The following is a 15,787-nucleotide window of genomic DNA, read 5'->3' as shown; positions in this document are numbered from 1 at the left end:
TCTATAAAATGTATGTTCTGTAATTCAGAAAACAATACTTTCGATAACAAATTAATTACCATGAGACTAACCAAACTAATCATTTTATGTTTTGGAATGTTTGTATCTGCTGCACATGCCCAGCAAACAATATCTGCAAAACTTATAGATGCAACAAATCAAGCACCTATTCCATATGCAACCATTTCAATTGACGATTATACAGGTGTCATAAGTAACGATAAAGGAGAATTTAACATTACCTATAATAAAAAAATAACGTCTCAAGACTCGCTTTTTATTAGTTGTTTGGGCTATGAGCAGAAACATATAGCAGTCCAAAATTTTACAGATAGTATTATTACCTTAAATGCTAAATCTATTGATTTAAGTGAAGTTTTTATCACAAATAAAAATTACACCATTGATGAAATAATGGATAAAGTAAAAGCAGGGCTAGAAAATAACTACGATTTTGGATTAACCAAACGGAAATTATTCTACCGAGAATCGTATTACACGACTATGCTAAAAACAGATATCGACATTAAAAAATCAACTATTCCCGAATTCAATCAAGCGTTTATAGATAGTGTTTTGTCTGCCGTTCCAAAAAACACAGATAGTCATACAGAAGTTCTTGCCGAACTGTATGGCAAGATCGAAAACGGTCAACCGCAAAAAATGGATATCCTAAAGGCTTCCCGCTTGTACGATAAGAAAAATGAGGTGACTTTTGAAAACTATGAAGATCGTTTCAATCAAATAGTCAGAAAACATGTGAAGCGCGATTCCTATTTTAAAATAAAATCAGGTTGGTTTGGCACTAAAGAAGAAATAGATTCCACATTCTTTGAAGATAAACAGGTAGATGAAGAGACTGCTGAATTTATTGAACAGAAAAAAGAGCAAGAGGAAAAACGAAAAGCTAACTTTTTAAATTGGCGAAAAAACACAATTCATAATTTTGAAAACAATGGTTTTTTAGCTGAAGACACCGATTTAAACTTCATAGAAAAATCAAGAAAATACGAATTCGAATTATTAGATTTTGCTTATTTAAACAACGCGTTTGTTTATACCATAAGTTTCAAACCAAAACGAGGTGCAGACTTTGAAGGCACCATGTACGTAAACACTGATGACTTTGCAATTGTACGTGTAGATTATAAAAACGTAAAACCATTAAGAACTTTTGGGTTACTAGGTATATCGCTCAATGAATTTTTAAAAGAGGGCACCATCATTTATCAAAAAAATACTAACGAAAAATACACGCTAAAATATGCCGATGCGTCTTTTGGACAACGCGTTGGCATTAAAAGGCCCATAAAAATTATTGAAAAAAATAAAAACGTAAAAGGTAGGCGTAAACAAAATGAAGTGGCTGGAGATATTCATTTTATTGTGAAAAACATTGATAAGCGTGAACTTATTGTTTTCGAATCTAATCCCATTACGGATGCCGATTTCGACAGTTTTAAAGAAATAGCCGATGTGACGCCTACTTACTTACCACAATATGACCCTGAATTCTGGAAAGGTTATAACATCATTGAACCAAATCAAGCTATTAAAGATTTTAAAATAATTGAAACTGAAGATTAATTGTGTAATTGGTAATGTGATTTTATAATCGACTCAACAGGTTTGTTTTGAGGCGTAAACTGACTATTTGTTTCACCTCCTATGTCATCATGATTATGAAACCATTTCCAAACAAAACCACCTGAAAACCAAGGCTCTTCCCAAAACGTTTCAAATAAAGCCTGGGTAGCATTTGCTTGAGCACTTAAATTGACTTGAGTCATTGATCTATCGGATTTCCATGGTTCTTTGGCTGTATAGTCAACACTGCGGTAACCAAATTCTGTAAACAGAACTGGTTTGTTTAATGAATCGGCATATTTATTAATAATCGGTTTATGCATTAGCCAACCGTTCTTACAGTCTTCAATGGTTGGCGTTTGCAAATCGCTTAACGGAAAGTAAGCATCAATACCTATATAATCTATATCATTCCAAAACGGCGTGCGTTTAAATTCATCCCAATTGGCGGCATAAGTGAGTTTTCCTTTATAAACCTCTTTTATAGTTTCAATTAAATTATGCCAATATTCTGGCCTATTTTTAATGAAGTAATCCAATTCTGTACCAATACAAAACAATTCAACTTGAAGTTCTTCAGCCAATTCAGCGAACTCTAAAATAAATCTTGAATAGGTATTTTCAAATGTTTGCCAATCCACATCAGACTCCATATCTATATGCCCTGTATAAGCACCATGCGAGACCCATATTTGTGGCTTGAGCATAATCTTTATATTCTGCTTACGAAGCGACTCAATATATTGTTTAACTCCTGCTCGTGTTTCCCCAAACCATTGTCTTTGTGAATTAAAAAATAGCTCAGGGTGTTCTAAATCTTGAATAAACCCAAAAGGCATTATCGCTGCGTAATTCGCATGTATGGAGGCCACTGGTTTTGTATGAGACGAATCAATAGCTATACCTGAAGCAACAAAACTTACACCATTAATTTTCTGGCTATCCACTGACTTCATGGAGCAACCAAAAATGGAAAGCAAAACCAATCCAAAAAGAAATCGCATAAGTGTTAATTTATCCCTAAATTTAAACAAACTCAAGTTTAGGGAATAAGGTTTTAACATTTCCTTCGACCTAAAGACAACTAACTAAAACTATATATGGAGCATATCGTTATTATTGGCAATGGAATTTCTGGTGTTACAGCCGCTAGGCATATCCGAAAACTGTCTGACCATAAAATAACAATCGTTTCAGCTGAATCTGATTATTTCTTTTCTCGCACTGCTCTTATGTATATTTACATGGGACATATGACATTTGAAAACACAAAACCCTACGAAGATTGGTTTTGGAAAAAAAATAGGATTGATCTTAAAAAAGGTTTTGTCAATCTCATTGATACAGACACAAAAACACTTCATTTTGAAAATAAAGAAAGCCTTAAATACGACAAACTCATAATTGCAGCGGGAAGTAAACCAAACAAATTTGGATGGCCAGGACAGGACTTAAATGGCGTTCAAGGCTTATATAGTAAACAAGATTTAGAAAACCTCGAGGTTTATGCTCCAGACAATAACACCTGTAAACGTGCCGTAATTGTTGGGGGTGGATTGATCGGCATTGAATTAGCCGAAATGCTCCATTCTCGTAACATACCAGTAACCTTTTTAGTACGTGAAAGTAGTTTTTGGAACGGTGTTTTACCTGAAAGCGATTCTGCTATGATTAATCGCGAAATTGAACGAAACGGAATTGACTTACGTTTATCAACAAATCTAAAAGAAATAGTTTCAGATGAAAATGACAAAGTGAAATCGGTAATCATAGAAGAAACTGGAGAAGAAATTGCTTGCGATTTTGTAGGTTTAACCGCAGGTGTTTCTCCTAATATAAACTTTCTAAAAAACTCTACGATTGAAACCCATAAAGGTGTTTTAGTCAATCGATTTTTAGAAACCAATATTTCTGATGTATTTGCAATTGGTGACTGTGCCGAACAACGCGAAGCCATTGGAAATCGCAGACCTATTGAAGCCGTTTGGTACACAGGTCGGATGATGGGAGAAACTATTGCACAAAGCGTTTGTGGTAATCGCATCCCGTATAAACCAGGTCATTGGTTTAATTCTGCTAAATTCTTTGATATTGAATTTCAAACTTACGGATGGGTACATGGCAAAAAAGCTAAACCAGAGTATGAAGAACAATACCATTGGAAACATCAAGACGACAATAAATGCATTACGATTGCTTATCATAAAGATAACAATGAGTTTTTAGGTATAAACACGTTTGGTATTCGAATGCGCCATGAAGTTTTTGATAAATGGCTAACTGAAAAGCGATCAGTAGATTTTGTTTTAAGTCACCTAAAGGAAGCTAATTTTGATCCCGAGTTTTATACACATCACGAAGCCGATATTTTGAAAACATGTAATAATTTCTATCAAACAGCATAACCATGAGCAATAAGTTAAATTATAGTTTGTCAATTGCTACGCCTGATGGATATAAAAATACGCCTAGACAAAAAGCCATTATTTTAACAGGTGTGGTTGGCCTCTTCGTTCTAGTTTTAACACTTTTTAATTTAGATACATTTTCAGGTTTAGCACTCTACACGTCTTTATCTTTAATTTGTTTAAGTATTTCCAGCTATGCTATAGATTTATATGTATCCAAACCAGAAGGGATAAAAAACAATGGTGTCTGGTTCAAGTCTATTTCTTCAAGAGGTCTTTATGGCTGGTTAACAGGCGTTGTTTTAACACTTTTTTACATCGTATTGTATTTTTATCCGCAATATTTAGGACTTAATTTAAATGGTGGAGCCAATACCGGATTAATTGCTTTCTTCGATCCGTTGAGCAGACTGTTAAGTGGAAATCCAGCAAGCCAGTGGTTTGTTTATGGAACGCTATATACAATCGCTATTTTAGCATTTGGGTTTAAGTTCTTATTGAAGTATCGACATAATCGTTACGAACAATTACGCACCTATTCGGTAATGTTTTTTCAGCTTGCCTTTGCCTTTTTAATTCCAGAGTTTATGGCACGGCTGAACTCTGACACCTTTAGTCTACCTTATTACGATTTAAAAAACATTTGGCCATTAAATTATTATAATTTTGAGCAGTATCGCGTAGACTCGATGATAAGCGCAGGTGATGTTGGTCTAGCCATCTTAATTTTTGGAATTGCTTCTATTTTTATAATTACACCAATTCTAACTTACAAATACGGGAAACGATGGTATTGCTCTTGGGTTTGTGGTTGTGGCGGACTAGCAGAAACTGCAGGAGACCCTTTTAGACATTTAAGTGATAAACGTCAATTTGCCTGGAAAATTGAACGATGGGTAATACATAGCGTCCTTGTTTTTGTTGTTTTAATGACCACTGCAGTTGTGCATTCCTATTTAGAAGCTGACACCAGTAAATATTGGTTAACTAAAGATGTGTTCTTAATTCTGGTAGCTTCTTTTCTCACTTTAATTTTTGTTCTAACTATGATTTTTAAACGTCATGAGCTAGGCAAAGATGCACGCTATGGTGCTATTGGGTATTTTATAATAATTATGGTGTTATTCGCTATGCATTACGTTTCTAACAGTAATATCTTTCTGTTTCAAGCGGAAACCTTGCGTTCAACATATGGTTTTTTAATTGGCTCTATATTTTCAGGTGTCATTGGCACTGGCTTTTATCCTATTTTCGGAAGTCGCGTTTGGTGCCGTTTTGGGTGTCCTATGGCTGCTATTTTAGGATTTCAGCAACGTCTATTTTCAAAATTTAGAATCACCACAAATGGCGGACAATGCATTTCCTGTGGAAATTGTTCAACATATTGTGAAATGGGAATTGATGTTAGAGCCTATGCCCAAAAAGGTGAAAACATAGTGCGATCTAGTTGTGTAGGTTGCGGCATCTGTTCTGCTGTTTGCCCACGTGGTGTTTTAAAACTAGAAAACGATAGTATGAAAGGACGCATAAACTCAAAGGAGATTCTTTTAGGAAATGATGTGGATTTAATGGATTTAGTAAATCAGAAATAAATGAACAGCCCTTTGTCACGCTGAGCCTGTCGAAGCGCATAAAAACCTAAATAACAAAAACATAGAGCCCCTTGTCACGCTGAGCAAGTTTACCTTGAGCTTGTCGAAAGGTCGAAGCGCAATCAAAACAATCAAATATGAAATTTTATTACGTCTACATACTTCTCTGTTCAGACAACACCTACTACACAGGTATGACGAACGATTTAGAAAAGCGTATTTTACAGCATAAAGCAGGGCACAGAAAAGACACCTACACATATTCCCGAAGACCTGTGAAATTGGTATGGCATTTACAATGTACTAATCCAACTGAAGCTATTAAAATAGAAAAACAAATCAAAGGATGGTCACATAGAAAAAAGGAAGCATTGATAAATGAAAACTGGAATGATTTAATTACGTTCTCTAAAAATTATTCAGAGTATAATCATCCTTATAAATGAAATGAGTCCTCGACAAGCTCGGACTGACATCGTTATAAATATTATAAATAATAAGCCCCTTGTCACGCTGAGCCTGTCGAAGCGTATAAAAACCTAAATAACAAAAATATAGAGCACCTTGTCACGCTGAACTTGTCGAAGCGCATAAAAACCTAAACAACAAAAACATAGAGCCCTTGTCACGCTGAGCAAGTTTACCTTGAGCTTGTCGAAAGGTCGAAGCGCTATAAACCCTAAAACATTTGTACTTTTGCCAATCGAAACAAACAGCTAATGCCCAACATAAAAGTCATCATTCCAGCTTTCAACGAAGCAGACTCCATTACTCATGTTATTAATGAGATCCCTGATGGTGTTAATGAGGTAATTGTAGTCAGCAACGGTTCAACCGATAATACTGAAGTCAACGCCAAACAAGCTGGTGCAACGGTTTTAACCGAAAACCGCAAAGGCTATGGTTATGCGTGTTTAAAAGGTATAACTTATATTTCAGAACAAAATATCAAACCAGATATCGTGGTATTTTTAGATGGCGACTATAGTGACTATCCGGAAGAATTAACCAAACTTATTCAACCCATGACCGAAAACAATATCGATTTTGTAATTGGTGCACGTGTGAAACGACTACGAGAAAAAGGTTCTATGACAAGACCTCAAATATTTGGCAATTGGCTAGCCACAACCCTCATGCGTTTCATGTTTGGTTCAACGTTTACAGATTTAGGACCATTTCGCGCTATTAAGTATGATAAACTTTTAGCTTTAAATATGGAGGACAAAACCTATGGTTGGACTGTAGAAATGCAGTTAAAAGCACTCAAACAAAATATGACTTATACCGAAATCCCTGTCAGGTATCGCAACCGCATTGGTGTCTCTAAAGTGTCTGGAACATTTAAGGGAGCTGTTATGGCTGGCATAAAGATTTTGGGTTGGATTTTTAAATACGGACTTAAAAAATGATAATAGAAACCATTGTCATAAGCATATATACCCTAGCCATACTCATGATTTTTGTGTATGCTTTGGCCCAGCTAAATCTGTTAACCAATTATTTAAGAGCCTCCAAAACAAACCACCAATCTCCACAGTTTGATTTATCAAATCCAGAACAAGTGCCTTATGTAACTATTCAGTTACCCGTTTATAACGAATTGTATGTAATAGAACGCCTACTCAATAACATCGCAAAAATAGACTACCCCAAACATAAATTGGAAATTCAAGTTCTAGACGACTCAACCGATGAGTCCTTAAAAACAACAAAACTACAAGTTCAAAAACTACAACGAACAGGTTTAAATATAAAACATCTTCATAGAAAAAATCGAGAAGGATTTAAAGCTGGTGCTCTTAAAGAAGGATTGAAAACGGCTCAAGGCGAATTCATCGCTATTTTTGATGCCGACTTCCTACCAAAACCCAACTGGCTTAAACAAACCATTCCTTATTTTAAAGATGAAGCCATTGGTGTTGTACAAACCCGTTGGGGACATATCAACCGTGATTATTCGTTGTTAACCAAAGTTCAGGCATTTGCACTAGATGCTCATTTCACTTTAGAACAAACAGGACGCAGTAGTAAAGGTCATTTTATTAACTTTAATGGAACAGCTGGTGTTTGGCGAAAAACCTGTATAATTAATGCTGGAAATTGGGAAGGCGACACCCTTACCGAAGATTTAGATTTAAGCTATCGTGCACAACTTAAAAACTGGAAATTCAAATATTTGGAACATGTTGAAACACCTGCCGAATTGCCTGTAGTAATCAGTGCGGCAAAATCACAACAATTCAGGTGGAACAAAGGTGGTGCCGAAAACTTCCAAAAATTGCTGTTTAAAATTTTAAGAAACAAACAAATAAGTACAAAAACCAAAGCACATGGTATATTACACTTGCTCAATAGTACCATGTTTTTAAACATCTTAATAGTAGCCGTATTGAGTATCCCTATGCTGTATATTAAAAACCAGCACACGAGCCTAAAACCTTACTTTATCATAATGAGTTTCTTTGTGTTAAGCACGCTGATTTTCTTTAGCTGTTATTGGGTCATGTATAGGCGTATTTATGGTTCTAGCCTCAAGGATTTCGTAAAATATATAGCTATGTTTTTCACATTCTTTTCAGTTGCTATGGGCTTTTCATTACACAATACCTTGGCTGTAATAGAAGGTCATTTTGGTAAACGCAGCGACTTTATTCGTACACCAAAATTCAATATTAACACCACGCAGGATTCTTATAAAAACAACAAATACCTTAAAAGCACTTTTTCATTTAAAGTCATTTTGGAAGGCCTGCTCATGGGTTACTTTGCCTTTGGTATGTACTCGGCATTTGTGGTAGGCAACGGCGATTTTGGGCTCTTCCCCTTCCACCTCATGCTCTTTTTAGGCTTTGGATATGTGTTTGTTAAGTCGCTGTTTATAAAGGCTTAAATCATTTCATACAATTATAAGCTATATTTAAACTATGCAAAACAAATGGGCTATCAAACAAATCGCATGGCTTGGGCTTTATGTACTAGTATCCATAGTATTATATCTCGTGTTTGCCTATACCTTGGAGCGTACCCAAAGCCTTAAATTAGTCCTGTTATACGCTGGACTCTTTTGGTCCTTCTATAAGCTGGTATCGCTGTTAAAATACCACCCAAAACTCGCAGTAGGCTTGGCATTTGGCTTTCGGGCACTGTTTATTTTGGCAATTCCAAACCTATCACAAGATTTTTACCGGTTTATCTGGGATGGCCGCATGATTTTGGAGGGCTTTAATCCCTACCTGTATACACCGCAAAGTTTTATTAATCAAAACCTGTTTCCCATAGCTCAAGCTCAAGAATTGTTCAATGGCATGGGTAGCTTAAGCGCTGGGCATTTTACTAACTATCCGCCTCTAAATCAATTATGTTTTATATTAGCTGGGCTATTTGCTGGCAAAAGTATTTGGGGTTCTGTTCTAGTATTGCGTCTCATTATTATTGCAGCAGACTTTGGCACACTAATGTTTGGTAAAAAACTCTTACAAGCCCTAAACCTACCAACCTATAATTTGTATTGGTATATCCTCAATCCGTTTATTATTATTGAACTCACAGGCAACCTTCATTTTGAAGGTGTCATGGTCTTTTTCTTGGTTTGGAGTCTCTACCTGTTCCACAAACACAAATGGCAATGGGCAGCAGTGGTATTTGCCTGTTCGGTTTCGGTTAAATTAATCCCCTTGTTGTTCTTGCCCCTTATTTGGAAACATCTCAAACTCAAAACAGGGTTTTGGTTTTGCGCGATTGTTGTTGGTTTAACTCTATTATCGTTTGTCCCGTTCTACAATCCACAATTCCTAAACAACTACACAGAAACCGTGGGATTATGGTTTCAAAATTTTGAATTTAATGCTAGTCTATATTATGTATTTCGTGAAATAGGCTTTTGGATTTCCGGTTATAACCAAATTGCTATTATTGGCAAATTGATGGCTTGTACAGTCTTTATCAGTGTTATTATGTTAGGTCTAATAAGAAATAACACAAATACAAAAAATGTCGTTTCAAGTATGCTATTGGCTTTAACAGTGTACTTATTTTTATCTACAACGGTTCATCCTTGGTATCTGGTTACCTTGTTATTACTGTCTGTTTTCACGCATTACAAATTCCCTTTAGTATGGAGCTTTATGATTGTGTTAAGCTATCTAGCATACAGTCATACAGACTACTCCGAAAATCTCTGGATTATTGCATTTGAATATGTGGTGGTTTTTATAGTATTTTTGTGGGACTTGAAAAAAACCAAGCCACTTGAAAATTAATTTTCCAAAGCTCTTTAGAAGACTCTTAAGAATCATTGCCACTTTGGTAGTGTTGTATGTCCTGTCTTTAGTATTTATGTACTTTAAACAGGAACGGTTCTTTTTTAATCCCAAGCATTTAGATAAGGATTATGTTTACACTTTTGAACAGGAGTTTGAAGAATATGACATTCCCGTTGCTGAAGGTGTAAGCTTAAACGCCCTACTTTTTAAAACACAACAACCTGAAAAAGGTGTTATTATATATTATCACGGCAATGCTGGTGCCATTCACGAATGGGGAACACGTGCGCCATTGTATTTAGATAACGGTTACGACATTCTGTTTTTTGATTACAGAAACTATGGAAAAAGTGATGGCGAATATTGCAATACAGAAGAATTATTACATGATTCTGAAACAGTCTACGACTTCGTGAAAAAACGGTATTCAGAAGACCAAATTGTAGTATTAGGTTATTCCTTGGGTTCTGGTTTGGCTACTTATGTAGCTTCAAAAAACAATCCTAAAATGCTTATTTTAAATGCGCCATACTACTCGTGGAAAACACTCATTACTGAAGAAATTGCACCACCCATTCCAGAGTTTTTAATTAAGTATGATATTCCGACATATGAGTATATTAAATCAGTTACCTGCCCTATAAACATTTATTATGGGACTCGTGATTTTTTGATTCATCCAGACACCAACGCTAAAAAGTTACAACTTATTCAACCTGAAAATATTAGTTTACATCCCATTCGTGAAGGAGGTCATAACGGCTTACACATCACTAAACAATATTACGACGAGCTAAAGAAAATTCTGTAGTTAAAAAAAGAGCTTAGCTATAAACATATCGACTACCTCTACTAAAATAAGAATGATGATGATCCACTCTAGTTTACTGCTTTCTTTGTGATCCATGATATCTTTAAAAAGTTCTAGATTCTCTTTTATAATATCAATTCTATCATGAATTAAGTGATAACGATCTTTAAGATCAAAGGTTTGCTTGAGTTCAGAGTTCAATTTATTTAATTGCTCATCTTCCCAAGTACTATCTGGTGAGTCAAAAATATAGAGGTTCTCTGATATTTTGTTCTTAATGTTTAAGATTTTCCCAATAAACCGTTTGAGTTTATTACCAGAAATATCCAATTTGCCTTTATTTTCTAAATACAAGGTATGCTCATTTGTTTCAATCAATAAATCTTCAGTTATTTGAGAATAACGGTTTAATGCCACAGATTGGGAAGCATTAAGCATTACCAAGCGAATCATTTCATCATTCATTTCAGGCAAAATAACTTTTTCAAAGGTTACCGCCATTTTATTTGGAATAATATCGACTTCAATATCTTCCGAATTACTATCAAAAGTATAGTTTTTACAAAACGGTTTAATGTGTTTTAAAACCATATCTATTTCAGCATTATCCATGTTGAAAAAACTCACCATACCATAGTGAAAGATATACAAGAATTTATTATCAGATTTTTTAAAATAAATCTCATCACTATCTTGAAAGAGTAACTGCATTGACAGTTGCTCTTTAACTTGTTTAATATTGATAGTGTCTGCTACTTGATAAGCAACAACATTATACATGTTTCATGAATGTTTGAAGGTCTCGTTAGGTTTTTTAAAGCTTTTAAACTCTAACATATAACCATTTGGATCTTTAATAAAAAAAGACGTATGCTGACCCAGTTTTCCTTCTAAAAACGTTGTTTTGGTTACCAATTCCAAATCGGTATCCTCAAATCTGTTATAGATTTCTTTCCAAGCAATACTGTCAACTATAACACCAAAATGAAAGGAAGGCAGAATACGGCCTTCAAATACATAATTGGGATTATTAAAATCAAACTTTCCTGCTTTAATAAACGTCATTTGATGTCCATAAAGGTTCACATCAATCCAATTTTGTGTATGCCTACCTAATGTGGCACCAATACTGTTAACATAAAAGTTCTTTGTGTCTTTAATGCTGGAGCAAGGTAAAGACATGTGAAATGATGTATCCATAGAAAAAAGAATTAGATGGGTTTTAAACTTTCAACTCTATATATAACCAAGTCTTCATCATCATCTTCATATACTTCCACAAACGTAATGCGAAACTCTTGGTCTCTTAAACTTTTATCATTTTTTAAGTCGAATTGTTTAAGGACACGTGGGTGTACTTCCTCAAAAGCCAATTCTTCTCCATTTTCAAACCAAAACGTAAAATAACCGTTCTTGTAAGACTTAAAAACAGCAGTTCTCATGATTCTAAATTAATTTAATCTTCTTCGTTATCGGTGGTGTCATCATCTGAAACTTCTAATTCCGGATCTTGCACTGCTTCTGGATCATCATCATCAAAATCCTCATAATCATCCTCATCATAATTTTCCATGGTTACAGCCAATTTGGTGCTCACTTTCACCAAATACTTGGTGTCTTCAGTAGTCACTTCAACAGCATCAATAATTTCATTTTTAGCATTTCGGAAGGTGATGATTTGATCTTCATCATAACCATCTGGATACTTTTCAACCAACAAAGCTAAAATTTCAGGTGTTAGTTTTTTAAAATCTACAATTACGCGTTTCAAATTGTCTTTTTTATTCATAATTACATATCTAATAAGTAGGCGAAAATTAATGGCGCTACAATAGTAGCATCACTTTCTATTATAAATTTTGGTGTGTTAATATCTAATTTACCCCAGGTTATCTTTTCATTTGGTACGGCTCCGGAATAAGAACCATAACTGGTTGTTGAATCTGAAATTTGACAGAAATAGCTCCAAAACGGTGTATCAGTACGTTCCATATCTTGATACAACATAGGTACAACACAAATAGGAAAATCACCTGCAATTCCGCCTCCAATCTGGAAGAATCCAATTCCTTTTTCAGAATTATCTGTGTACCAATCGGCCAAGAAGGTCATATATTCAATTCCAGATTTCATGGTACTGGCTTGCAATTCGCCTTTAAGCACATAACTCGCAAAGATATTACCCATGGTACTGTCCTCCCATCCTGGACAAACAATTGGTAGATTCTTTTCAGCCGCTGCGTACATCCATGAATTTTTAATATCTATTTCATAGTATTCTTCTAAAACTCCAGACAATAATAACTTGTACATATACTCGTGAGGCAAATAGCGCTCACCTTTAGCTTCTGCATCTTTCCATATTTTAACAATATGTTCTTGAATTCTACGAAACGCTTCTTCTTCGGGAATACACGTATCCGTTACACGGTTCAAGCCTTTTTCAAGTAAATCCCATTCGTCTTGAGGTGTTAAATCGCGATAATTAGGTACGCGTTTATAATGCGAATGAGCGACTAAATTCATAATATCCTCCTCTAAATTGGCACCAGTACAAGAAATGATATGCACTTTATCTTGACGAATCATTTCGGCAAATATTTTACCAAGTTCGGCAGTACTCATAGCGCCAGCTAAAGAGACCAACATTTTAGCACCTGAATTCAATTGATCTTCATACCCTTTTGCAGCATCTACCAAGGCAGCTGCATTAAAGTGTAAATAGTACTTTTCTATGAATTGTGATATATGTCCTTTAGTTGTCATCTTCGTCATTAAATTTAGAAAATTTATTAATACCTACTTGAGATTCGTTAAAATTATTATCGAAATTATCATCAGCTTCATCATGCATAAATTTATATGATAGCATTTTGTAATATAATTTTGCTGCCAAGAAGTCTGAAGACCCTTCATTAGGGTTTGGACATAGTTCAACAATATCAAAACCAACCACATTTTTTTCTTCAAAAACCTGCTTTAAAAACTCTAATGTTTCATACCAAAGTAAACCACCGGGTTCTGGTGTTCCAGTACTCGGCATAATAGAAGGGTCAAAAGCATCTAAATCAATAGTTATAAATACGTTGTCAGTCATTAAATCTATTGCCGAATCCATCCAAGTATCATCCACTGCCATATCATGCGCAAAAAATGTTTTGTCAGTATCCATAACAGTGGTTTCAATAACGTCCATGCTTCTAATACCTACTTGAATCAAGTTAGTTGTTTGGCTTGCTTCATAAACAGCACAAGCATGATTGCATTTGCTACCATGATACTCTTGACGTAAATCGGCATGCGCATCTAACTGCAAAACCGTAAGATTATCATAACACTCATTAAAAGCACGAATAGTTCCTATAGAAATAGAATGTTCACCTCCAAAAATAGTAACAAACTTATTCTTTTTGATATACTTTTTAGTAACGTCATGAACAGCATCAACCATACTTTCTGGTGACGTGTTTTCGGTAACAGGATTAGCCAGATACACACCCTGTTTATATACTTCAGTTTGAGTTTCTATATCATAAAGTTCCATATTTTCTGATGCATATAAAAATGCTTCTGGACCTTTATCAGCTCCTTTTTGCCAAGTACTTGTACCATCATATGGCACAGGAATTAATACAATTTTTGAATTGTCTAATTTGGAATATTGGTCTTCTATTCCTGCGTATGTTTTATTACTCATTGTAACCTAAAATTTTAAGTAAGTCTTCACTCTTTTGTTGTTCACTAAATAGTTTTGTGGTGATATTTCCGTTATCATCCTTATTGATTAAAATATGCTTTGGCGACGGAATTAAGCAGTGTTGCAAACCTCCAAATCCGCCAATAGTTTCTTGATAGGCTCCCGTATTAAAGAAGCCAATGTATAAAGGTTTTTCCTTATTGTATTTTGGTAAATAGATAGCGTTCATATGCTGCTCGCTGTTATAATAATCGTCACTGTCGCAGGTTAATCCACCCAATAACACACGTTCATAGCTATCATACCAACGGTTAATAGGTAGCATAATAAAGCGCTTGTTTATAGCCCAAGTATCTGGTAAAGTTGTGATAAATGATGAGTTAATCATGTTCCACTTTTCACGATCGTTCTGCTGTTTTTGGTATAGCACTTCATAGATTGCTCCGCCACTTTCGCCAACGGTAAAACTTCCAAATTCAGTAAAAATGTGCGGTACTGCTACTTCCTCATCTTCACAAACCGTTTTTATTTGGTTAATGATTTCATCAACCATATATTCATAATCAAAATCAAAAGCCAACGAGTTTTTAATTGGAAAGCCGCCACCAATATTCAAGCTATCTAATGATGGGCATATCTTCTTCAAACTCGTGTAAACCTTTAGGCATTTAGACAACTCATTCCAATAATAAGCATTATCTCTAATTCCTGTATTGATAAAAAAGTGCAACATTTTTAGTTTCACCTTTTTATTATTCTGAATTTGAGTTTTATAGAATGGCACAATGTTTTTGTATCCTATACCTAAACGAGACGTGTAGAACTCAAATTTAGGCTCTTCTTCAGAAGCAATACGAATACCTATGTTGAATTTACCTTTTATTTCTTCAGAAAGTAAATCAATTTCTTCATAGTTATCAATAATCGGAATGGCATTTTTATGACCATTGTTAATCAATCGTGCAATATTAGTAACATATTGAGCACGCTTGAAACCATTTGAAATCACAAACGTTTCATCAGTAATTTTTCCTTCAGCCTTAAGGCTTTCAACAATGTCAATATCAAAAGCTGAAGATGTTTCAATGTGAATATTATTTTTTAATGCTTCATCCAAAACGTGTTTAAAATGTGAGCTTTTTGTACAGTAACAATAGTTGTACTTGCCTTTGTACTTATGTTTTTTAATGGCATTACCAAACCACGTTTTAGCACGATTGATATTATTAGAAATTTGAGGTAAATACGTGAATTTTAAAGGTGCACCATAATCTTCAACCAACTGCATTAAATCAATATCGTGGAATTCTAGTGTTTTATTTTCAAGTTTAAATTCTTCTTGTGGGAAATCAAATGTTTGATTAACCAAGTCAATATATTTTGTATTCATTATTAGTTTTTAATTGAAATTTAAAGGTACAAACTGA

Annotated in this window: 16 protein-coding genes; 8 read left to right on the top strand and 8 right to left on the bottom strand. The window is 34.7% G+C overall.

The annotated features are described in order from the left end of the window. Positions 1 to 60: 60 nt before the first annotated feature. Positions 61 to 1,587 carry a carboxypeptidase-like regulatory domain-containing protein gene (locus HGK31_RS05280; protein WP_104735858.1) on the top strand — a complete coding sequence of 509 codons (1,527 nt, stop codon included), beginning with the start codon at positions 61 to 63 and terminating at the stop codon, positions 1,585 to 1,587. On the opposite strand, the gene HGK31_RS05275 is transcribed toward HGK31_RS05280, so the two are convergent. After that, positions 1,584 to 2,591 carry a glycoside hydrolase family 113 gene (locus HGK31_RS05275; RefSeq protein WP_191858786.1) on the bottom strand — a complete coding sequence of 336 codons (1,008 nt, stop codon included), beginning with the start codon at positions 2,589 to 2,591 and terminating at the stop codon, positions 1,584 to 1,586. The two genes, HGK31_RS05280 and HGK31_RS05275, sit on opposite strands and share 4 nt — an antisense overlap. 96 nt (positions 2,592 to 2,687) lie before the next feature. On the opposite strand from HGK31_RS05275, the gene HGK31_RS05270 reads away from it, so the two are divergent. The 7 genes from HGK31_RS05270 (at position 2,688) to HGK31_RS05240 (ending at position 10,663) form a co-directional block, all read left to right on the top strand. After that, positions 2,688 to 3,992: an NAD(P)/FAD-dependent oxidoreductase gene (locus HGK31_RS05270; protein ID WP_191858785.1), complete on the top strand. Its 1,305-nt coding sequence runs from the start codon at positions 2,688 to 2,690 to the stop codon at positions 3,990 to 3,992. 2 nt (positions 3,993 to 3,994) lie between these two features. Next, a complete protein-coding gene (locus tag HGK31_RS05265; RefSeq protein WP_191858784.1) occupies positions 3,995 to 5,587 on the top strand; it encodes a 4Fe-4S binding protein in 1,593 nt (530 codons plus the stop codon). Between the two features lie 137 nt (positions 5,588 to 5,724). After that, positions 5,725 to 6,033: a GIY-YIG nuclease family protein gene (locus HGK31_RS05260; RefSeq protein WP_191858783.1), complete on the top strand. Its 309-nt coding sequence runs from the start codon at positions 5,725 to 5,727 to the stop codon at positions 6,031 to 6,033. Positions 6,034 to 6,306: 273 nt separating this feature from the next. Further along, positions 6,307 to 6,999 (top strand): glycosyltransferase family 2 protein, encoded by a 693-nt coding sequence (locus HGK31_RS05255; protein ID WP_191858782.1) that lies wholly within the window; start codon positions 6,307 to 6,309, stop codon positions 6,997 to 6,999. Then, positions 6,996 to 8,480: a cellulose synthase family protein gene (locus HGK31_RS05250; protein ID WP_191858781.1), complete on the top strand. Its 1,485-nt coding sequence runs from the start codon at positions 6,996 to 6,998 to the stop codon at positions 8,478 to 8,480. Before HGK31_RS05255 ends, HGK31_RS05250 begins: the two co-directional genes overlap by 4 nt. A gap of 34 nt (positions 8,481 to 8,514) precedes the next feature. Further along, positions 8,515 to 9,849, top strand: coding sequence for a glycosyltransferase 87 family protein (locus HGK31_RS05245; protein ID WP_191858780.1), 1,335 nt, complete (start codon positions 8,515 to 8,517; stop codon positions 9,847 to 9,849). Then, a complete protein-coding gene (locus HGK31_RS05240) occupies positions 9,839 to 10,663 on the top strand; it encodes an alpha/beta hydrolase (RefSeq protein ID WP_191858779.1) in 825 nt (274 codons plus the stop codon). Before HGK31_RS05245 ends, HGK31_RS05240 begins: the two co-directional genes overlap by 11 nt. Here the strand turns inward: HGK31_RS05240 and HGK31_RS05235 are convergent, their stop codons facing one another. The 7 genes from HGK31_RS05235 to HGK31_RS05205 are packed head-to-tail and all read right to left on the bottom strand — an operon-like array spanning position 10,664 to position 15,750. Next, positions 10,664 to 11,443 (bottom strand): RMD1 family protein, encoded by a 780-nt coding sequence (locus HGK31_RS05235; RefSeq protein WP_191858778.1) that lies wholly within the window; start codon positions 11,441 to 11,443, stop codon positions 10,664 to 10,666. A gap of 3 nt (positions 11,444 to 11,446) precedes the next feature. After that, the gene (locus HGK31_RS05230; protein ID WP_191858777.1) at positions 11,447 to 11,863 is read right to left on the bottom strand and encodes a VOC family protein; all 417 of its coding nucleotides are present in this window, start codon (positions 11,861 to 11,863) and stop codon (positions 11,447 to 11,449) included. Positions 11,864 to 11,874: 11 nt separating this feature from the next. Next, positions 11,875 to 12,105, bottom strand: a complete 231-nt coding sequence (locus tag HGK31_RS05225) for a hypothetical protein (protein ID WP_104735486.1) — start codon at positions 12,103 to 12,105, stop codon at positions 11,875 to 11,877. Between the two features lie 14 nt (positions 12,106 to 12,119). Next, entirely contained in the window at positions 12,120 to 12,452 is a 333-nt protein-coding gene (locus tag HGK31_RS05220) for a hypothetical protein (protein ID WP_191858776.1), read from the bottom strand. A 2-nt stretch (positions 12,453 to 12,454) separates the two neighbouring features. Then, positions 12,455 to 13,429: a deoxyhypusine synthase family protein gene (locus HGK31_RS05215; protein WP_104735484.1), complete on the bottom strand. Its 975-nt coding sequence runs from the start codon at positions 13,427 to 13,429 to the stop codon at positions 12,455 to 12,457. Further along, a complete protein-coding gene (gene speB, locus HGK31_RS05210) occupies positions 13,419 to 14,360 on the bottom strand; it encodes an agmatinase (protein ID WP_191858775.1) in 942 nt (313 codons plus the stop codon). Before speB ends, HGK31_RS05215 begins: the two co-directional genes overlap by 11 nt. Then, positions 14,353 to 15,750: an arginine decarboxylase gene (locus tag HGK31_RS05205; RefSeq protein WP_104735482.1), complete on the bottom strand. Its 1,398-nt coding sequence runs from the start codon at positions 15,748 to 15,750 to the stop codon at positions 14,353 to 14,355. Before HGK31_RS05205 ends, speB begins: the two co-directional genes overlap by 8 nt. Positions 15,751 to 15,787: the final 37 nt, after the last annotated feature.

It is taken from the genome of Hanstruepera ponticola, from assembly GCF_012931685.1.
GTDB lineage: Bacteria > Bacteroidota > Bacteroidia > Flavobacteriales > Flavobacteriaceae > Hanstruepera > Hanstruepera ponticola.
This window is presented reverse-complemented; position numbering and strand designations above follow the sequence as displayed.